This window comes from Pseudorhodoferax sp. Leaf267 (genome assembly GCF_001422405.1).
In the GTDB taxonomy this organism is placed as follows: domain Bacteria; phylum Pseudomonadota; class Gammaproteobacteria; order Burkholderiales; family Burkholderiaceae_C; genus Pseudorhodoferax.
The window spans coordinates 604,961-625,463 of the sequence record NZ_LMMV01000001.1 but is presented as its reverse complement, the minus strand read 5'-3'; the positions used below and the strand labels follow the sequence as shown (position 1 = coordinate 625,463).

General features: G+C 64.8%; 17 protein-coding genes. 7 read left to right on the top strand and 10 right to left on the bottom strand.

Translation table 11 applies throughout. The features are described 5' to 3' along the window. Positions 1–8: 8 nt before the first annotated feature. The 9 genes from ASF43_RS02725 to ASF43_RS02685 form a co-directional block, all read right to left on the bottom strand. On the bottom strand, positions 9–1,202 hold the full coding sequence (locus ASF43_RS02725; protein ID WP_056176268.1) for an acyl-CoA dehydrogenase family protein: 1,194 nt from the start codon (positions 1,200–1,202) through the stop codon (positions 9–11). A gap of 84 nt (positions 1,203–1,286) precedes the next feature. Further along, positions 1,287–3,377 (bottom strand): 3-hydroxyacyl-CoA dehydrogenase NAD-binding domain-containing protein, encoded by a 2,091-nt coding sequence (locus tag ASF43_RS02720; RefSeq protein ID WP_056176265.1) that lies wholly within the window; start codon positions 3,375–3,377, stop codon positions 1,287–1,289. Between the two features lie 9 nt (positions 3,378–3,386). Further along, positions 3,387–4,589, bottom strand: coding sequence for an acetyl-CoA C-acyltransferase (locus ASF43_RS02715; RefSeq protein ID WP_056176262.1), 1,203 nt, complete (start codon positions 4,587–4,589; stop codon positions 3,387–3,389). 114 nt (positions 4,590–4,703) lie between these two features. Next, a complete protein-coding gene (locus ASF43_RS02710; RefSeq protein ID WP_056178052.1) occupies positions 4,704–6,449 on the bottom strand; it encodes a long-chain-fatty-acid--CoA ligase in 1,746 nt (581 codons plus the stop codon). A gap of 71 nt (positions 6,450–6,520) precedes the next feature. After that, positions 6,521–7,498, bottom strand: a complete 978-nt coding sequence (locus ASF43_RS02705; RefSeq protein ID WP_056176259.1) for an ABC transporter ATP-binding protein — start codon at positions 7,496–7,498, stop codon at positions 6,521–6,523. A gap of 12 nt (positions 7,499–7,510) precedes the next feature. Beyond that, positions 7,511–8,479, bottom strand: coding sequence for an ABC transporter ATP-binding protein (locus tag ASF43_RS02700; protein WP_056176257.1), 969 nt, complete (start codon positions 8,477–8,479; stop codon positions 7,511–7,513). A gap of 10 nt (positions 8,480–8,489) precedes the next feature. After that, complete coding sequence (locus ASF43_RS02695; RefSeq protein WP_056176254.1) at positions 8,490–10,211, bottom strand: ABC transporter substrate-binding protein; 1,722 nt, start codon at positions 10,209–10,211, stop codon at positions 8,490–8,492. A gap of 43 nt (positions 10,212–10,254) precedes the next feature. Next, positions 10,255–11,172, bottom strand: a complete 918-nt coding sequence (locus ASF43_RS02690; RefSeq protein ID WP_235578108.1) for an ABC transporter permease — start codon at positions 11,170–11,172, stop codon at positions 10,255–10,257. Positions 11,173–11,183: 11 nt separating this feature from the next. Next, positions 11,184–12,140 (bottom strand): ABC transporter permease, encoded by a 957-nt coding sequence (locus ASF43_RS02685; RefSeq protein ID WP_056176248.1) that lies wholly within the window; start codon positions 12,138–12,140, stop codon positions 11,184–11,186. Positions 12,141–12,793: 653 nt separating this feature from the next. On the opposite strand from ASF43_RS02685, the gene ASF43_RS02680 reads away from it, so the two are divergent. Next, positions 12,794–14,116: an MFS transporter gene (locus tag ASF43_RS02680; protein WP_056176245.1), complete on the top strand. Its 1,323-nt coding sequence runs from the start codon at positions 12,794–12,796 to the stop codon at positions 14,114–14,116. A 74-nt stretch (positions 14,117–14,190) separates the two neighbouring features. Here ASF43_RS02680 and ASF43_RS02675 read toward each other — a convergent pair whose 3' ends face one another. After that, positions 14,191–14,376 (bottom strand): CsbD family protein, encoded by a 186-nt coding sequence (locus tag ASF43_RS02675; RefSeq protein ID WP_056178050.1) that lies wholly within the window; start codon positions 14,374–14,376, stop codon positions 14,191–14,193. 262 nt (positions 14,377–14,638) lie between these two features. Here ASF43_RS02675 and ASF43_RS02670 point away from each other — a divergent pair, with 262 nt between their 5' ends. The 6 genes from ASF43_RS02670 (at position 14,639) to ASF43_RS30335 (ending at position 20,244) form a co-directional block, all read left to right on the top strand. Further along, a complete protein-coding gene (locus tag ASF43_RS02670) occupies positions 14,639–15,796 on the top strand; it encodes a putative zinc-binding metallopeptidase (RefSeq protein ID WP_235578107.1) in 1,158 nt (385 codons plus the stop codon). Positions 15,797–15,820: 24 nt separating this feature from the next. Continuing rightward, a complete protein-coding gene (locus tag ASF43_RS02665) occupies positions 15,821–16,462 on the top strand; it encodes a glutathione S-transferase family protein (RefSeq protein WP_056176239.1) in 642 nt (213 codons plus the stop codon). A 316-nt stretch (positions 16,463–16,778) separates the two neighbouring features. Continuing rightward, the gene (locus tag ASF43_RS02660; RefSeq protein ID WP_056176236.1) at positions 16,779–17,702 is read left to right on the top strand and encodes a restriction endonuclease; all 924 of its coding nucleotides are present in this window, start codon (positions 16,779–16,781) and stop codon (positions 17,700–17,702) included. Next, positions 17,699–18,190 (top strand): hypothetical protein, encoded by a 492-nt coding sequence (locus tag ASF43_RS30340; RefSeq protein WP_156373103.1) that lies wholly within the window; start codon positions 17,699–17,701, stop codon positions 18,188–18,190. The genes ASF43_RS02660 and ASF43_RS30340 overlap by 4 nt, the downstream gene beginning before the upstream one ends. A 97-nt stretch (positions 18,191–18,287) precedes the next feature. Continuing rightward, on the top strand, positions 18,288–19,241 hold the full coding sequence (locus tag ASF43_RS29605) for a DUF2971 domain-containing protein (RefSeq protein ID WP_082497552.1): 954 nt from the start codon (positions 18,288–18,290) through the stop codon (positions 19,239–19,241). A 586-nt stretch (positions 19,242–19,827) separates the two neighbouring features. Next, a complete protein-coding gene (locus tag ASF43_RS30335; RefSeq protein WP_156373102.1) occupies positions 19,828–20,244 on the top strand; it encodes a hypothetical protein in 417 nt (138 codons plus the stop codon). The last annotated feature ends 259 nt before the right edge of the window (positions 20,245–20,503 follow it).

The following is a 20,503-nucleotide window of genomic DNA, read 5'->3' as shown; positions in this document are numbered from 1 at the left end:
TCGTCTCCTTACAGGCCCAGAATCATTTTGGAAATCACGTTGCGCTGGACCTCGTTGGAGCCACCGAAGATCGTGATCTTGCGCAGGTTGAAGTAGTGCGCGGCCAGCGGCGCCGCGTCGTCGTCGCCGGTGATGGCGTGCTCGCGCTCGCCGTCCAGGTAGGCCGGGTCGAAGGCCAGGCCCATGGGGCCGGCCGATTCGAGCTGCAGCTGGCTGATCTCCTGCGAGATCTCCGTGCCCTTGACCTTCAACAGCGAGGCCTCCGGGCCGATCTTGCTGCTGGCGCCATCGGCCACCAGGCCCAGGGCCGTCATCTCCAGCGCCATGAGCTCGATCTCCACGTCGGCGATGCGGGCGGCGAATTGCGGGTCCTGCAGCAGCGGCTTGCCGTTCACCTGTGCCTTGGCGGCGCGGCGCTTGAGCACCTTGAGCTCGCGCTTGGAATTGCCGATCGCCGCGATGCCCGTGCGCTCGTGGCCCAGCAGGTACTTGGCGTAGGTCCAGCCCTTGTTCTCCTCGCCGATCAGGTTGGCCGCCGGCACCTTCACGTTGTCGAAGAACACCTCGTTCACCTCGTGCCCCTCGTCCAGCAGCATGATGGGCCGCACCGTGATGCCCGGTGTCTTCATGTCGATCAGCAGGAACGAGATGCCCTGCTGCTTGGTGCCCTCGCTGCTCGTGCGTACCAGGCAGAAGATCATGTCGGCATGCTGGCCCAGCGTGGTCCAGGTCTTTTGGCCGTCCACGATGTAGTGGTCGCCCTGGCGCACGGCGCGCGTCTTGAGCGAGGCCAGGTCCGAGCCGGCGCCCGGCTCCGAATAGCCCTGGCACCACCAGTCCTCGGCGTTGTAGATGCGTGGCAGGTAGTGCTGCTTCTGCTCCTCGCTGGCAAAGCCCAGCAGCACCGGGGCCAGCAGGTTCAGGCCGAACGACAGCGTGGGCGGCGCATAGGCCAGCGCGTATTCCTCGGCCCAGATGTGGCGCTGCATGGCGCTCCAGCCCGTGCCGCCGTACTGCTTGGGCCAGCCTGGCGCGATCCAGCCCTTCTTGGCCAGGATCTTGTGCCAGCGCACCGCGTCCTCGCGCTTGAGGTGCTTGCGCGCACGCACCTTGTCGCTGAGCTCCTTGGGCACGTTCTCGCGAAAGAACGCCTGCACCTCTTCGCGGAAGCGAAGGTCTTCCTCTTTGTACTCCAGGTCCATCACTGCTCCTTTGGGTGAAAAATGGGCAAATCCTCCCCCGCGACCGGCGCCAGGGGCCGGCCGTGGGGCTCGGGGTTGCGGTGGTTAGTGGGCGGGCTTCAGGTCGCTGAACCGGCGGCCGGTGGCCACCAGTTCCTCGAGCAACTTGGCGGGCTTGAACTGCGGCCCGTACTTGGCTTCGAACTCGCGCATCCTGGTCAACACCTTGGGCAGGCCGACGCGGTCGCCGTAGTGCATGGGGCCGCCGCGGTAGACCGGCCAGCCGTAGCCGTTGATCCAGACCACGTCGATGTCGGAGGCGCGCGAGGCCATGCCCTCTTCGAGGATCTTGGCGCCCTCGTTGATCATGGGGTAGATGCAGCGCTCCAGGATCTCGTCGTCGCTCACCTCGCGCGGCGTGATGCCCTTTTTCTCGGCGAACTGCTTGATGACGCCTTCGACCAGGGTGGACGGGCGGGCCGTGCGCTTCTCGTCGTAGTCGTAGAAGCCCGCGCCTGTCTTCTGCCCGCGCCGGTCCATCTCGCACAGCACTTCGCGCAGCGTGGAGCCGGTGGACTTCTCCTTGTTCCAGCCCAAGTCCAGCCCGGCCAGGTCGCTCATCGCGAACGGGCCCATCGGGAAGCCGAAGTCATACAGCACGCGGTCCACGGCCCAGGGCATGGCGCCCTCGAAGATCAGCTGGTTGGCCTCGCGTTGGCGCTGGCCCAGGATGCGGTTGCCCACGAAACCCGGGCACACGCCCACGAGCACGGCCACCTTGCCGATCTTCCTGGCCAACTGCATGGACGTGGCGATCACGCTGTCCGATGTCTTGTCGCCGCGCACCACCTCCAGCAGTTTCATGACGTTGGCCGGCGAGAAGAAATGCAGGCCGATGACCGACTCGGGCCGCGACGTGGCCGAGGCGATCTGGTTCAGGTCCAGCGCCGAGGTGTTGGACGCGAGGATGGCACCGGCCTTGGCCACGCGGTCCAGCCGGCCGAAGATGTCTTTCTTGACCTCCATGTTCTCGAACACGGCCTCGATCACGAGGTCGCAGTCCGACAGGTCCTGCAGGTCCAGCGAGCCCGTGACGAGCGCCATGCGCTCCTCGATGGCCTCGACCTTGAGCTTGCCCTTCTTGGCCGTGTTCTCGTAGTTGGTGCGGATGGTCTTGAGGCCCCGGTCCAGCGCCGCCTGCTGCGTCTCCACGATGTGCACCGGAATGCCCACGTTCAGGAAGTTCATCGCGATGCCGGCGCCCATGGTGCCCGCGCCGATCACGCCCACGGTCTGCACGGGCACGATGGCGGCGTCCTTCTTGAGCCCCGGCACCTGCCAGGCCTGGCGCGAGGCGAAGAAGTAATGCCGCTGCGCGGCGGACTGGTCGCCGTGCATGAGCTCCACGAACAGCTTGCGTTCGAGCTTCAGGCCCTCGTCGAACGGCAGGTTCACGGCCGCCTCCACGCACTGCACGATCTTCTCGGGCGCCGCAAAGCCGCGGAATTTCTTGGCGTTGGCCTTGCGGAATGCGGCGAAGATCTCGGGCTTGCCGCGCGCGGCCTCCACCTTGGCGTTCTCGTCGCGCAGCTTGCGCAGCGGGCGCTGCTCGGCGACGACACGTTTGGCCAGCGCGACGGCCGCGCCCTGCAGATCGTCCTCAGGCGCCAGCGCGTCGATGAGGCCGCTCTCGAGCGCGTCGGCCGCCTTGACCTGCGTGCCCGCCGTCATCCATTCCAGCGCCACCTCCGGCCCCACGACACGCGGCAGCCGCTGCGTGCCGCCGGCGCCGGGCAAGAGGCCGATGTTCACCTCCGGCAAGCCCAGCCTGGCCGTGGGCACGGCGATGCGCCAGTGGCACACCAGCGCCACCTCCAGCCCGCCGCCCAGCGCCGTGCCGTGGATGGCGGCGATGACGGGCTTGGTCGATTCCTCCAGCACGCGCTGCACCTCGCCCAGGCCCACGCCGGCCGGCGGCTTGCCGAACTCGGTGATGTCGGCCCCGGCGATGAAGGTGTTGCCGTCACAGCGCAGCACGATGGCCTGCGCATCCGCATCGGCCAGCGCCTTCTGCACGCCGCCATGGATGCCGTCGCGCACGGCGGCCGACAAGGCATTGACGGGCGGCGAGTTCAGCACGATGACACCGACACCGTCGATGTTCGTGTAGGTCGTCACATCATTGATCTGGACCATGGTGTCTCCTCAGTAGATTTCGAACAGGCCGGCCGCGCCCATGCCGCCGCCCACGCACATCGTCACCACGCCGAACCTGGCGCCGCGGCGCTTGCCCTCGATCAGCACGTGGCCGGCCATGCGCGCGCCCGACATGCCGAACGGGTGGCCGATGGAGATGGAGCCGCCCGACACGTTGAGCCGGTCGTTCGGAATGCCCAGCTTGTCGCGGCAATAGATGACCTGGCTGGCGAAGGCCTCGTTCAGCTCCCAGATGCCGATGTCGTTGACCGTGAGGCCGTGGGCCTTGAGCAGCTTGGGGATGGCGAACACCGGGCCGATGCCCATCTCGTCGGGATTGCAGCCGGCCACCGCCATGCCGCGGTAGGCGCCCAGTGGCGTGAGGCCGTGGCGTGCGGCCTCCTTGGCCTCCATCATCAGCATGGCGGACGCGCCATCGGACAGCTGCGACGCATTGCCGGCCGTGATGAAGCGGCCTTCCTTGATGACCTGGCCGTCCTTGAACACGGGGTTCAGCTTCTGCAGGTCGGCCAGCGTCGTGCCAGGGCGGTTGCCTTCGTCGGCCGAGATGGTGATGGGCTTTTCGGACACCGCCCCCGTGGCCTTGTCGGTCACCGTCATCACGGTGGACATCGGCACGATCTCGGCGTCGAAGCGGCCCTCGCTCTGGGCTTTGGCCGTGCGCGCCTGCGACTCGACGGAGTACGCGTCCTGCTGCTCGCGCGAGATGCCGTAGCGGTCGGCCACGATCTCGGCGGTCTCGATCATCGCCATGTAGAGCTGCGGGATGTTCTGCGTCAGCCACGGGTCGCGCGCACGGTGCGTGTTGGGCTTGCCCGACTGCACGAGCGAGATCGACTCCAGCCCCCCGCCCACCGTCACCTGCATGCCGTCCACGATGATCTGCTTGGCGGCCGTGGCCACGGCCATGAGGCCGGACGAGCACATGCGGTCGATGGTCATGCCCGAGACGGTCTGCGGCAGGCCGGCGCGCAGCAGGCTCTGGCGCGCGGTGTTGCCGCCGCTGGTGCCCGACTGCGCGGCGCAGCCCATCACCACGTCGTCCACCAGCGCCGGGTCGATCCTCGCGCGCTGCACGGCATGCGAGATGGCATGGGCGCCCAGCTCCTGCGCCTGGGTGTTGTTGAAGGCTCCCCGAAAGGCCTTGCCGATCGGGGTACGGGCGGTCGAAACGATCACGGCTTCACGCATGTCTCACTCCTGTGGAATCAAAAAAACTCGGACTCGAAGAATCTGGGCCAAGGCCCTCCCCGGCGCCCACGCAGGGCGCGTTTCAACGAGGAGGTGGTGGAAGAGCGGGGCCGGCTACGCGGGCTGGCGCGCCGTGTCCTTGGCGATCGCCAGGAACTGCGGCAGGTTGTCGCGGATGGCCTTCTTGTTGTACTTGCCCACGCTGGTCTTGGGGATCTCGCGCGTGAAGGCCACCAGGCGCGGCAGCATCCACTTGGTGATCTTGCCGGTGTCCACGCCGTGCTCGATGAGGAAGTCGACGACGTCGCTCTCGGCCACCTCGTGGCCGGGCCGCAGGCTGACCACGGCCATGGGCACCTCGCCCCACACCGGGTCGGGCACGCCGACCACGGCGGCCTCCAGCACGAAGTCGGCCATGGCGATCAGGTTCTCCAGCAGCACGGTGGGCACCATCTCGGCGCCGCTGCGGATCACGTCCTTCAGGCGGTCCGCGATGACGACGAAGCCCTCCTCGTCCACCTTGGCCAGGTCGCCGGTGTGGAACCAGCCGTCGTACCAGACCTCGGCCGTGCGCTCGGGCGCCTTGTAGTACTCCTTGGTCACCCAGGGGCCGCGGATCACGATCTCGCCCACGGTGGCGTTGTTCCAGGGCACGGGCACGCCATGCTCGTCGACCACCTCCACCTCCAGCCCCAGCGACGGCAGGCCGGTCTTGACCATGACCTCGTCGATGGCCTCCTTGGGCCACTGCACCATGTGCTTCTTGACGAAGGCGCCGATGGAGACGGGCGCGGTCTCGGTCATGCCGTAACCCGAGCCGGCGCGGAAGTGCGGCAGCGCCTTTTCCAGCTTGGTCTTCAGGCCCAGCGGCAGCGCGCCGCCGCCCACGCCCACGTTGACCAGGCTGGACAGGTCGTACTTGTCGAAGTCCTTGAACTCCAGCAGCAGCGCGGCAATGGTGGGCACGATGCCGACCGATGTCACCTTCTCGCGGTCCACCAGCTCGCAAAAGCCGCGCACGGTGAAGGTGCCGGGCAGCACGATCTTCTGCGCGCTGAACACCGTGGTGAACGGTGCGCCCCAGCCGTGGATGTGGAACAGCGGCGTGTTCAGCATGGGCACGGCGTTCTCGCCCAGGCGCTCCACAGCCACATGGCCCGGCGTGTTGACGATGCTCTGGCGCGCCATGCCGTGCAGCGTCATGAGGTAGAGCTGGCGGTGCGTGAAGGTCGCGCCCTTGGGCTGGCCCGTGGTGCCGGTCGTGTAGCACAGCGTGGCGGTGGTGTCCTCCGCCAGGTAGGGCCAGTCGAACTGGCTGGACTCGGCGGCGATCAGCTCCTCGTACTCGATCAGGTTGGGCAGCTTGGTGGCCGGCAGGCCAGGCTTGTCGGACATGTAGACGAAGACCTGCACCGTGTCCTTGATGCGCTCGTAGATGTTCTCCAGCATCGGCAGCACCACGTCGTCCACGAAGATCACCGAGTCCTGCGCGTGGTTGATGGTGTAGACGATGTGGTCTTCGGACAGCCGGATGTTGATCGGGTGCAGCGTGGCGCCGATGCAGGGCACGGCGTAGTACAGCTCTAGGTGGCGGTGCGTGTTGTAGGCCATGGTGCCCACGCGGTCGCCGAGCTGGCCCGGCTTGCCGGGCTGGATGTTCAGCCGCGTCTGCAGCGCGTGGCCGAGCTGGCAAACGCGCTGGTACCAGGCGCGCCAGGTGAAGCGCTGGTAGTCGCCGCTCACGTGGTTGCGGTAGACGACGCCGATCTGGTCCGGGTAGTAGCGCACCGGGCGTTTCATGAAGGTCGTCAGCAGCAGCGGGTAGTTGGTGCTGAACTCGGGGAAGGTCTGGTGGTCCATGAGGTCTCCGTTGTGCGGTGGCGTGGCGGGGCCCGCCTGCGTCACCGGCGTGGTTCTGGGGTAGGCGCGATTCAGCTGTAGAGGTGGCAGGCCACGGCGTGGCCGCCGCCGTGCTCGCTCATCTCCGGGTCCTGCGTCTTGCAACGCTCCATGGCCGCCGGGCAGCGCGTGTGGAAGCGGCAGCCGCTCGGGATGCGCAGCGGGCTCGGGATCTCGCCCTGCAGCACCACGCGTTCCTTGCGGGCCTCTGCGTCCACGTCGGCCACCGGCACGGCCGACAGCAGCGCCTGCGTGTACGGGTGCTTGGGCGTCTTGTACAGGTCGTCTCGCGCGGCGATCTCCACGACGCGGCCCAGGTACATCACGGCGATGCGGTCGCTGATGTGGCGCACCACGGCCAGGTCGTGCGCGATGAACACGTAGGTCAGGCCCAGGCGCTTTTGCAGGTTCTTGAAGATGTTGATGACCTGCGCCTGGATCGACACGTCCAGCGCCGACACGGGCTCGTCGCACACGATCAGGCTGGGCTCCAGGGCCAGCGCACGCGCGATGCCGATGCGCTGGCGCTGCCCGCCCGAGAACTCGTGCGCGTAGCGCTCGGCCATGTCGGGCAGCAGGCCCACCATGCGCAGCAAGTCGGCGATGCGCTGGTCGTAGGCGTCGCGGTCCTTGTCCAGGCCGTGCACCTCCAGCGGCTCGCCGATGATGTCCTTGACCTTCATGCGCGGGTTCAGCGAGCCATAGGGGTCCTGGTAGACCATCTGCACCCGGCGGCGGAACTGCTTGACCTGCTCGCGCGAGAAGCTGGCCGTGTCCTGCCCCTCGAACAGGATGCGGCCGCTGGTGCTCTGCAGCATGTGCATCAGCGCCAGGCCGGTGGTGGACTTGCCGCAGCCGCTCTCGCCCACCACGCCTAGCGTCTCGCCGCGCTTGACGGAGAACGAGACGCCGTCCACGGCCTTGACGGTGGCGACCTGCTTCTTGAACACCACGCCCTTCATGACGGGGAAGTGGATCTGCAGGTTCTCGACTTTGAGGATGTCTTCCATGGTGTCCCGTTCCTAGGTGTTGAAGCAGGCCTTGACATGCGATGCGCTCACCGCCGTGAGCGGCGGGCGCGCGGCCACGCAGGCGGCCGTGGCCAGCCGGCAGCGCGGGCCGAACGCACAGCCCGGCGGCAGCGCAGACAGGTCGGGCGGCATGCCTTCGATGGCCTGCAGCGGCTGGTCGGTGTCGCTGTCGATGCGCGGGATGGAAGCCAGCAGCCCGCGCGTGTAGGGATGGGCCGGACGGTTGAAGATGTCGCGCGCCGGGCCCTGCTCGACGATGCGCCCGCCGTACATCACGGCCACGCGGTCGGCATAGCGCGCCACCACACCCAGGTCGTGCGTGATCAGGATCATGGACGTCTGCGCCTGGCGCGTGAGCTGCTTGAGCAGGTCCAGGATCTGCGCCTGCACCGTCACGTCCAGTGCCGTGGTGGGCTCGTCCGCGATGATGAGCTTGGGCTCGCAGGCCAGGGCCATGGCAATCATGGCGCGCTGGCGCATGCCGCCGGAGAACTGGTGCGGGTAGGCGCCGAGCCGGCTCTCGGCATCGGGGATCTGCACCTTGCCCAGCAGCTCGCGGGCGTTCCGGTAGGCCTCGGCCCAGCCCGCGTTGCGGTGCAGCGTGATGGGCTCGGCGATCTGCTTGCCGATGGTGATCGACGGGTTCAGCGAGGACATCGAGTCCTGGAAGATCATGGCGATGCGGTCGCCGCGGATGCCGCGCATCTCGTCTTCGCTGAGCTTGAGCAGGTCCTTGCCGTCGAACAGGATCTCGCCGGCCTCGATGCGGCCCGGCGGCGACGGGATCAGCCGCAGGATGGACATCGAGGTCACGCTCTTGCCCGAGCCCGACTCGCCGACGATGGCCAGCGTCTCGCCGGCGTTCACGTCGAACGAGACGCCGTCGACAGCGGTGACGACGCCGCGCTCGGTCTTGAAGCGCGTGGTCAGGTTGCGCACCTGGAGGACAGGGGTGGCCATGTGCGTTCCTTTAGAAGCCGAGCTTCTTCTTCAGGTCCTGGTCGACCCAGACGCGCGCATGGATGGGCGCGTTGCGGCCGGCGCCGACGAACAGCTCGCCGCCGTAGTTCTTGACCCAGGGCCACCAGGCCGTGTACCGGTACGGCGCCGGCATCCAGATCGCGGGCGCGGCGTCGACGATCTGCGCCGTCAGCTCGCGCAGGATCTGCTGGCGCTTGCCCTCGTCGCGCTCGGCCAGCGCGTCGGCCACACGTGCGTCGAACTTGGGATCGTCGTACATCGGCGCGTTGTAGACCTGGCCCTTGCCGAAGTTGATGCGCAGCGAGGTCGTGGGGTTCACGTCCGGGATGGTCGTGAGATAGCCCGCGCCGTTGGTGTGGCTGGTCATGGCCGACAGGTGCGCGCCGTACTCCATCGGCACGATTTCCATCTTCACGCCCACCATCTCCAGGTAGGCGGCCACCAGCGGCATCAGCTCCATCTGCTCGCCGTTGCAGGTGCAGATCTGCATCTTGAACGCGAAGCCCTTGGGGTAGCCGGCTTCGGCCAGCAGCTTCCTGGCCTTGTCCGGGTTGTACTGGAACAGCTCCTGCACCGAGGCGGGCATTTCCTTGAGCGGGGTGTGGTAGCCCACGTACTCCGGGTTCATCGGGAACACGAACATCGCGCCCTCGCCGCCGAAGAACTTGTCGATGATCTCCTGCTTGTTCACCGCCATGTTCAGCGCGCGGCGCACACGCACATCGGTGAAGGGCTTGGTGTCCACCCGCAGCGCCACGCGCGCGGCCGAGGTGGACAGCCAGCGGTTCCACTGCAGCTGCGGCGTGCTCTTCTTGAGCTCGCGCGCGGCCTCCCACGAGATGGACGACAGGATGTCCAGCTTTCCGGTGCGCAGCGCGGACTGCTGCGTGGCCTCGTCCTTGATCACGCGATGCGTGAGCTTGTCGACGAAGGGCAGCTTGTAGGCCTTGCCGCCGATGGTCTCCTGGTCCCAGTAGATGGGGTTCCTGGTGAACGTGAGCGAGTTGCCCTGCGCCACGTTGGTCAGCATGAAGGGGCCCGTGCCGTTGGCGTTCTTCCAGTTGCCTCCGCCGGCCTCGGTGACCTCCTTGGGCATGATGCCGCTGAAGAAGCCGTTGCCGAAGCGGTAGTCCCAGTCGGCCAGGAACTGCTTGAAGGTGAAGACGACGGTGTGCTTGTCCTTGGCCTCGACCTTCTCGAGGTGGTCGTAGTAGCCCTGGGTCTTCTTCGGGCTGTTGTTCAGGCGGTTGAAGCTGTAGACCACGTCGTCGGCGACGAACTCGCGCTCGGCCATCACGCCCTGCTTGGCCGGGAACTTCACGCCCTGGCGCAGCTTGATCTCCAGCACCAGCGGCGTGACCCAGCTCCAGCTCTCGGCCAGCTCGCCGCGCACCGCGTCGGTGGGCTGCCAGCCGCTGATGGTGAACGGGTACTTGCCGCCGCGGCTCTTGGCCTTGGACAGGTCGACCGAGAACAGCTGCTCGTAGAACTGGCCCGTGTCACGCGTCTGCAGCGTGGCCTGCCAGTCGGCCAGGTCCCACGACAGCGTGGTGACGCCGGTGCTCGTGGTGGCCACGTCCAGCGAGCCACCGTACTTGGGCACCTCGGCCGAAGCGTTGGCCTGGGCCAGCGCGGTGCCGGCAGCGGCGGCCAGCGCGAGCGTGGCGGCCATGGGCGCCAGGCGGGCGAGCAGCTTCCTGTTCTTCTTCATGCGTTGTGTCTCCTTGTGGTGTGGTGGCCGGGATGGGCGCGCCTCAGCGCGAGCCCCGCATCCGCGGATCGAGCATGTCGCGCAGCGCATCGCCGAACACGTTGATGGCGTAGACGACCAGCGTCAGGCACAGGCCGGGCGCCAGCGCCAGCCAGGGGCCTTGCAGCATGTAGGTGCGGCCGTTGCCGGACAGCATGCCGCCCCAGGTCGGGTGCGGCGGCGGCACGCCCAGGCCCAGGAACGACAGGCCCGACTCGGCCAGGATGGCCGTGCCCACGCTGGACGTGAACAGCACGATCAAGGGGGCGATCACGTTGGGCAGCACATGGCGCCACAGGATGCGCAGGGGCGACGCGCCGATCGACTTGGCGGCGTGGATGTACATGTCTTCGCGCACCGAGACCACCGCGCTGCGCACGATGCGCGAGCCGCCGATGCCGATCAAGAGCCCCAGCGTGATGATGATCTGCGTGATGCCCGAGCCGAACACCGAGGCCACGACGATCAGCACGATCAGGCCGGGAAAGCTCATCCACGCGTCGACCACGCGCTGCACCAGCATGTCGACCTTGCCGCCGAAGTAGCCCGAGACGATGCCGATCAGCGCCGAGATGCAGGTGGAGATCGCCGCCACCATGAGGCCGATGACGACCGAGATCTGCGCGCCGTAGATGCAGCGCGACAGCAGGTCGCGGCCCAGGTTGTCGGTGCCGAACGGATGGCCCCACGAAGGCGCCTGCAGCCGCGCGCCCATGTCGACCTCGTTCATGCCGTAGGGCGCCAGCACGTCGGCGAACACGCCGAAGAACAGGAACACCACGGCGATCATGAAGCCGGCCGCGCCCAGGCGCTTTTCGCGGAACAGCTTGCGCACGAACCACCGGAGCTTGCCGGGGCGCACGGGCGGCGCGCTGCTGGCGGTCGCCAGGCCGGGGGCCTGCGCGGTGGAATGGATCTGCATGTTGGCGGCCATCAGCGTTGCCTCACTTTCGGGTCGATCAAGCCGTAGCTCAGGTCCACGAGCAGGTTGATCAGCATGACGGTCAGCCCGACGACGAAGAACACGCCGGTGACCACGGGGTAATCGCGCTGGTTGACCGCGTCGAGCAGCAGCATGCCCATCCCGGGCAGCACGAAGATCTGCTCCAGGATCACGGCGCCGCCGATCAGGATGGGCGCCTGCGCGCCGATCAGCGTGATGACGGGGATGAGGCCGTTGCGGATGGCGTGGCGCGTGAGGATCAGCGACTCGCGCAGGCCCTTGGCGCGCGCGGTGCGGATGTAGTCCTGGCGCAGCACCTCCAGCATCATGGTGCGCGTCATGCGCATGGTGATGGCGGAGAGCGACAGGCCCAGGATGATCGCGGGGATGATCATCTGGCGCAGGTTCTGCACCGGGTCTTCGCGGAACGGCATGTAGTGGATCTCGGGCGACCAGCCCCACCAGATCGACGGGAACACCGTGACCATGGTGCCGATCCAGAAGCTGGGCATGGCCAGCATCAAGAGCGAGAACGAGCGCGCGATGTAGTCGCCCGCGGCGTCCTGCTTGACGGCCGAGTACACGCCCACCGGGATCGCCACGCTGAGCGCGATGATCATCGCCAACAGGCCCAGCTCGAACGTGACTGGCAGCCGCGTGGCGATCATGCTGATCACCGAGTCGCCCTGCCACAGCGAGTTGCCCAGGTTGCCGTGGAAGGCCAGCTGGCCGATCCAGATGCCGTACTGCTGCCACATGGGCTTGTCCAGGCCGAGCGTTTGCAGCAGCTGGTCACGCGTGAGCTGGTTGGAGCCGGCGTCGTTCTGGCTCAGCATCAGGTCGACCACGTCGCCCGGCACCATGCGCACGATCACGAAGACGATCACGCTGGCGATGAACAGCGTGGGCAGCAGGGCCAGCAGGCGCCGCAGGATGTAGGCCTGCATGGTTACCTGCCGCCCGGCCGCGGGCCGGAAGTGGAGGCCGGCATGGGGTGGCCGCCATGGCCGCGCCGCGCTTGGGCAAAGGGCCGCGCTGCGGCCCGCCTGGATTCAATGTTCACCGTTGTCTCCTGTACTTCGCTTGTCGAACCACCGGCCGGTCTGGCGCCGCTGCTGGCCTGCCTGCCTGTCGCGAGGCGCCCCATCTGCGTGGGCGGCGTACCGCGAATGCCAATCCGTGGAGCGATGGGCCTCAGCCCCCGCTACACGCCCTGGCAAGCTTGGTGAATGAATCATACCGAGACCACTAAATCGGTCAAACGAATCTGCCGATACGGCCCGATTTCTAGGGTATCCCCCTAGACATTCGCTCGGTTTGAGTGCCAACCATGACCCTGGACGGGATTCCGAACGCATCGCAAGGCCGACCGAACGACAAACCGGCTTCACAAAAACGATGCCAGTGACGGATGGAAGCGTAAATTCTCCCTGCGTGCTACGATTCAAGAGCACATACCGCAATCACTAATCAACGTGCCGCGTCATGGAGTGGACGGCGCGGGCATCGGGAATCCGGCGGTTGGGCGATCCAAGTCGTTGTTTATGAATGACTTTTCAAACCGCAGGCGGCGTCGCTGCCACAAAAACATACCGAGACCATGATTTCCCAACGTGACCCCCATGTGACCGCCACGCTGGACAGCTCTGCCAGCGACGAGGCCCAGTACAACGCGCAGGTCATGCGCGACCTGCCGCGCAACTTCATGGCCAACCTGGCGCACGGCATGCTGGGCCTGACGGGGTTCAGGCTCATGAGTGCGCCGACCTTCGTTCCGGCCTACATCTACATGCTCTCGGGCTCCAAGCTGGCCGTGGGCCTGGCGCTGGGCGCGCAGTTCCTGGGCATGGCGCTGTCCTCCATCTGGGGCGCCACGCTGATCGAGCACCGCGACCAGGTCATGAAGGTCGTGTACTCGGTCGGCTGGATGATGCGGCTGCAGATCCTGGGCCTGTCGCTGAGCGCATTCGTCCTCACCGGGTCCTGGGCGTTGGGCGCGGCCTGCGTGTTCCTGGCGCTGTTCGGCTTCTTCGGCGGTGTGCAGGGCGTGACCTTCAACGTGCTGATGTCCAAGGTGATCCCGGTCACCAAGCGCGGCAAGCTGACCGGGTTGCGCAATTTCCTGGGCGGGCTGACGGCCTCCGGCGTGGCCTACCTGGGCGGCGAGTACCTGGTCGGCATGAATGCCTTCGGCAACGGCTACGCGTCCACCTTCATGCTGGCCTTCATCCTGACTAGCATCGGCATCAGCGCACTGACCTTCGTGCGCGAGCCCAAGTCGCTCTCGGTGCGCGCATCGCCGTCACGCTTCATGCAGCGGCTGGCCGACGTGCCCAGCCTCTTGCGCGCCGACCCGCACTACCGGCGCTTCTTCTTTGCGCGTGCGCTGGCCGCGCTCGGCACCTCCGCCGTGCCGTTCTACATCCTGCACGTGGGCCAGTTCGTGAGCCTGTCGGGCGCCACGCTGGGTTATTTCTCGCTGGCCTTTTTGCTGTCGCAGACCATCAGCAACCTGGCCTGGGGCCGCATCGCCGACCGGCATGGCTACCGGCTGGTGTTCATCCTGAGCGTGTGCATGTGGTGCGCGGCCACGCTGCTGCTGGTGCTGGGGTCTTCGTTGCCGCTGTTCCTGCTGGCCTTCTGCGGGCTGGGGGCGGGCTTCGGCGGCTACCAGGTGGCGGCGCAGAACTTCGTGCTGGAGTTCGGCAAGGCGCACGAGCTGCCCATGCTCATCGCCGTCTCCGACACGGCCTCGCATCTGATGATGGCTATCGGCCCGCTGGTGGGCGGCATCATCGCCACGCAGCTGGGCTATGCCCACATCTTCTGGATGGCGCTGGCATTCAAGACGGCCGCGCTGGCGATGGTGCTGAGCATCGAGGAGCCGCGGCACCGGCACCGTGCGGCGATGCCGGCGCGCTGACCGGGTCGCGCCATCGGCTCAAAAGCCAGACAACAAAAAAGCGGCCGAGGCCGCTTTTTACTGGTGTGCGAGGCTTATGCCTTGTCGACCATGTCCTTGACGGCTTCTTTGCCATCGCCAACCTGCTTCTGGGTCTTGCCTTCGACCTGCTTGGCGATGCCCTTGGCTTCTTGCTCGCGGCTGCCGGTGACTTCGCCGACCTTCTCTTGCACCTTGCCGGCTGCATCCTTCAGGGCGCCCTTGACTTGATCCGAGTTCATGGTCATTTCCTCTTGGGTTGTGCCACCTGTGCGGCGGCGGGGTTGCGATGGACAAATGTTAGGACTGGCCTCGGCGCCGCCGCGCCGGGCGGCGACCCGTTCAGCCGTGGGCCATCGCCTACGGCGCGTGCAAGGGACGGCGTGCCGTCCGACAGCGCGACGGCGCCAGCGTCGCAGTGCGCCACGCGGGACGGGCCGCCAGCATTGCAGGGCTTCGTTGCAGCCCGCTGCGAGTGACTGTCCCGAACCTGGAACCAACGCCGTGCCCCAGCGCATCACACCTGCAGTGAGCAGGACCTACAAGTGCCAATGCGGCCGCCCCGTCTTCTTCCGCAACACGCAGTGCGTCATCTGCGGCAGCCAGCTCGGCTTCATTACCGAGCGCCTGACCGTGGTCGCGCTCGTGCCCGAAACGGCGCCCGACCTCTGGCGCATCGCCGGTGACGCATCGGGCACGGCCTACCGCTGCTGCGCGAACCGCTTGAGCGCCTCGGCGTGCAACTGGATGGTGCGGGCGAGCGCCGACGCGCTCGACCCGGACCGCGCCGACCCGCCCCTGTGCCTGGCCTGCCAGCTCACGCGCGGCATGTTCGACGTGAGCGGGCCGGCGGGCCAGCACCGCTGGCTCCAGCTGGAGACCGCCAAGCGGCGCCTGGTGGCGCAGCTGCTCACGCTGGGCCTGCCCGTGGAGCCGCGCGGCGAGGGCGACGACGGCATCGCCTTCGACCTGCTGGAGGCCACGCAGCCCGGCGAATGCGTGCTGACCGGCCATGCCAACGGGGTGATCACCGTGAACGCGGCCGAAGCCGACGACGCCCGCCGCGAAGCCATCCGCACCGCGATGCGCGAGCCCTACCGCACGCTGCTGGGGCACTTTCGCCACGAGATCGGCCACTACTACTGGGACCGCCTGGTGCGCGACGACCCGGCGCGGCTGGCGCAATTCCGCGCCCTGTTCGGCGACGAACGCCAGGACTACGGCAAGGCCTTGCAGCGCCACTACCGCGACGGGCCTGCGCCCTGCTGGGCGCTGACCTACCTCACGAGCTATGCCTCGGCCCACCCCTGGGAGGACTGGGCCGAGACCTGGGCGCACTACCTGCACATGACCGACACCCTGGACGCGGCGGCCAGCTTCGACATCGACGCGCTGCATGCCGAGTCCGAGTCCGACCCCTTCGAGGCGCGCCACCTGTGGGATCCACAGCACCCGGGCGCGCAGGATTTCCTGGGCCTGCTTAACTCGTGGGTCGAGCTCACGCAGGTGATGAACGAGCTCACGCGCAGCATGGGCCAGCCCGACTGCTACCCGTTCATCCTGCCGTACCGCGCGGTGGGCAAGCTCCAATTCATCCACGAGACGATCCGCGCGCAACGGGCGCAGGCGGCGCCGGTGGCGACGGACGCAGCGCTGGCCTGAGCCAGGCACTTCGGTCGACACCACATGCTCAAGATCCACCATCTCGGGGTTTCCCAATCCGAACGCGTCGTCTGGCTCTGCGAGGAACTGGCGCTGCCCTACCAACTGGTGCACCACACGCGCGACCCTGTGACCCGGCTCTCGCCGCCGTCGCTCACGGCGCTGCACCCGCTGGGCGCGGCACCGCTGATGGAAGACGGCGACCTGCTGCTGGCCGAGTCGGCCGCGATCGTGGAATACATCATCGTGAAGCACGGCGGCGGGCGGCTGAAGCTGGAGGCCGACCACCCGGATTACGCGGCCTACCTGTATTGGTTTCACTTTGCCAATGGCAACCTGCAGCCGGTGGTGGGGCGGCTCATGATGGTCACGCGCACGAAGGTGGCGGCGGAGCATCCGGTGCTGGTGGCCGTGCAGGGAAGGCTCGACAAGGTGCTGGCGCTGCTGGAGGCGCGGCTGGGCGAGGTGCCTTATCTGGCAGGTGAGGAATTCACGGCGGCGGACATCATGAGCGTGTTCTCGCTCACGACGATGCGGGCGTTCCAGCCGTTTGATCTGGGGCCGCATCCGCACATCCGCGCCTACCTGCAGCGGATTGGCGAGCGGCCGGCGTATCGGCGTGCGATGGCCAAGGGCGATCCCGGGCTGGTGCCGATGCTGGACTGAGGGCGGCGGCGCAGTCGCGCCGCAAGGACGCCAAGCGCCACCTGCTCGCGGGCCGCGTTCATGCGGGCATGCCTCTGCTTACCGCAGCCACAGCAGGGCCGTCTCGCACGGCGCTACAGCGGCTACGCGCCTGCTCCCTCTGCCGCGCGCGGGAGAGGGTCGGGGTGAAGGTTGGCCCCAACACTGACGCCCCTGTCAAAACTAGCATCCACCAAACAGTGGAAATTCGTTCCGACCAGTCCAGACCACGCCCGAATCGCCCTTAAGATCGTTGCACAACGTATCTAAATCGGCATTCCGCACAGGGGGACGGCACATGGGGCGGCGGCGTAAATCCAGTACCGCAGACGATCTGATGGACCTCGTTGCGTTGCTGCCCTGGTGGGCCGGCGTGGGTCTGGCGGGACTCTCCTACTGGCTGCTCCACGGCGTGGCAACGCGGCCACTGCCTGTGGTGCAAACCGGCAGACAAATCAGCGAGGCCTTGCCCTCGATGCTGTGGCAGGGCTTCGCCAACGGCGGCCAGTACCTCATTCCCTTCATCTGCCTCATGGGCGCCCTCGCGTCCTTCTTGCGCCGACGCAAGCGCCGGGCGCTGTTCGACCAAGCGTCGCAAGCCACCGGCGCGGACGCACTGCAGGGCATGTCGTGGCAGGAGTTCGAGATGCTGGTCGGTGAAGGCTTCAAGCGCCGCGGCTACGGGGTGCGCGAGACGGGCGGTGGCGGCGCAGATGGCGGCGTGGACCTGGTGCTGACCAAAGGCAGCGAGAAGTTCTTCGTGCAGTGCAAGCAGTGGAAGGCGTTCAAGGTGGGCGTGACCACGGTGCGGGAGCTGTATGGCGTGATGGCGGCCGGAGCGGCGACGGGCGGCTTCGTGGTGACGTCCGGGCGGTTCACCAAGGAGGCCGAGGCTTTTGCGGCGGGGCGCAATGTCGAGCTGGTCGATGGGCCGGCGCTGGCTGCCTTGCTGCGGGCTGCGAGGACGGCTGGGGCTGGCAGGCCGGGCGCCAGTGCTGCGCCCCGCGCTGAGACTGGCACCCCGCGCCCTGCGACTGACGCAAGGCAACACACGGCGCGTGGCACATCCGCAGGCACTGACGCGGCACCAGCTTGCCCGCGTTGCGACCGCCCCATGGTGCGGCGTACGGCGCGCAAGGGCTCAGCGGCCGGCAAGACGTTCTGGGGATGCTCCGGCTACTCCCAGGGCTGCCGTGGCACACGGGAGATCGCCGCACCGTGACTGCTCGTCCGCTGCTGAACATGCTGTGCCGGCCACTGCTGCTTACCACACTGGCCGCCACCTGCCAGTTGGCGCTGGGCCAGCGTCTACCCGCGCCGAGCCGCGACGTGTATCGGTGCGAAGTCAACGGCGAGGTCAGCTACTCGAATGCGCCCTGCCTGGGCGCTCGGCGCGTGGACGTGGAGCCGACGCGCGGATTGAGCAAGTCGTCGGGCAAAGACCGGACGGGGGCCGATGTGCGGAAGGAACGCAATAACGAATTGATGGCCGATGCACTGCGGCCGGTGTTCGGAGAAAGTGCGGCGCAACGAGCGCTGCGACACCGCAGGGCGAGGCTTGATCCGAACGCACGGGTTGCCTGTGAAAGGCTGGATGCCAGCTTGCCTTTGCTGGAACGGGAGCAAGGGCAGGTTTCGAAAGTAGACCGCAGCCGCGCGGAAGAGCGGTTGCTGTTTGATCGACAGCAATTTCAACGGTCGGGGTGCTGAATGGCCGACTACAGCCACTCAAGAGAAGGCAAAAGGCAAGACCTGACCCCGATTCACACGAGCGTTCACACCACCGCCACTTAAATAATTTAAAAAGATGAGCAAACCGTTCGATATAAAAGATTGCCAGTTTGGATTTATTCGTGCACAGTTTGACGCATCTTATCGTTTTAAAGGAGGCGATTGGGATAGCTTTGAATACAGGGGCTCTCAACTAGTGCACTACACCAACTTGAAAGGCCTAGCTGGAATAGTTGAGTCAGGTGGCTTCTGGCTTTCTGACTCGAGATTTCTTAACGATTCAGACGAGTACTTAAACGGCAGCAAATTGGCTATTGATCTACTATTGAATATTAAATCTCGGCCGCGCTATAAAAATTTCGAAAATGTACTTCGCTCGGTAATTGAAAAGTTAAAAAAGCCAGCTAAAGAAACATATTTTGTCTGCTCCTTTACCGATCTGCCAGATAGTCTCGAACAATGGAGAGGGTATGGAAATGGCCCCGATGCTGCAGCAATTGTTTTCAATCTAGAAGGAATTGGACGAAAGACTTTTACTGCTATGCCGATCATGGCTCCACAGAAAGTTATCTACAACGACTCAGTCAAAAAACTCAAATTACTTCGAGTCATAGCAAAATTTTCAATTGAATTTCGTAAAGATATATTTTTTAAATATCAGATCGATGAGGACGATTGGGCCGAAGCCCTTGCAAACGCGCTAGCAGGGGAATTCATAATATTCAAAGGAGAGGAGTTTTCGGCAGAGCAGGAAATTCGACTGGTTGCTGTCGCAAGCCATCTCCACCACTTTGAAGGTATAAAGCATCGCGTAGGAGGAAACTCAATAATTCCATATGTCAACACCGCGGATCTGAGACGTTCGAACAATGCAACCGAGGAAGGCAAAGAAAAGTTGCCCATCGTCGAAATCAGAATTGGACCAAACGCAAATCGTGCCGTCACTCTTTTAAGTACTAAGATATTTATGGAAAACTGTGGATATCAAGGCGTCACTATAAAACCATCGGCAAGTACCTATCGCAGCTGAAATTGGCAAGGCTCATTAGTCTGCTTCAACCCCTCAATTCAGAAAAATCCGGCCGACATTTCGATGGTGATCCACCACTATCAAAAAAATGCAGCCCTGCTGCGTCATCCACCTTGCTCAGAGGCTTGGACATTAACTAGTTGTTCTCACCCAAAAAGCGGCTCTGCTTGCCGAATCACGAAGAAACCGGTGCTTAATCTAGCATCCAATCGTGCAAGACAAGTGCGCCCAGCTTCAGGGGCTACTTGTTGCGACGGATTTCAGGGTTAGCTTCACCAACGGCGGCGATATTTAAAACAGTCAAAACCTGGCCCTACCGCCACTTTACAAGGAAAATAAATCTGTTGCGCAACTTACAATTTAAAGATCAAAATCGGAAAAATGAAATTTACCGACTTCATTCGATGAGCTTCAGCGCCAGCAGCTCAGGAGCGAACCAGACAGTTAGTCAAGAATAGAATACATCCCCACATGAAGAAAAACTCCGCCCGCATCGCGAGATAAAATCTTCATCAATTTCTCTGTGATCTATTTCGCGTAACAAGAGATTAGCTTAGAGCACACACTAAAATCGCAACAGCACACTATGACAAATAATCAAACAGCACTGATCCACGCAATTTTAAGACTTATGACACCATTTCTACTTTGGGGTGGACTCAAAACAGCGGCGCACATAGACGCTCTCGCGGGTGGGAAACTGCAAGGAACAATTGCGGCGATATTCAAAAGTGGCGCCGACATGACGCCTGCGATTTTTGTTGGTATTGGCTGCTTTTTAATAATTCTAGTAGGAGCCGGTATTGCAAAATTTACCGGCGATAGGAATATGCGCGGCTATGCCGGATTTTCTGCAATGTTTGTCGATGAGGCAGCGGGATTTGTCGCCCACTTTGCAGCGGCGCTGTTTTTCTTCAAGCTGGCAGAAGAACCATTGTATTTTGCAGTCGCTCTATTTTTGGCGTTTGTCGGCGCCTTTCTCGGGAAGCGCTTAGGCTCTTAGAGAAGAGCTGAACAACTTCGTTCCCGATGCAGTGTTGGGGCAGGTCTCGTCTGTTGCCCAGCCATCGACAGTTGAGCTACAGGCGCCCCATAAGGCGCTACGCCAGCACCCACCAAACGCTCAAACCGCTTCGTCTCCGAGGCCACGCTTTTCACCGAGCCCCGAGCCGATGCACAAGCGAAATCGGTGGACCAGGACTCGGTACTGTTCGTTTACTTCAAGTTCGTCAGATTTCCGAAGCTATCGCAGTGATAACGGC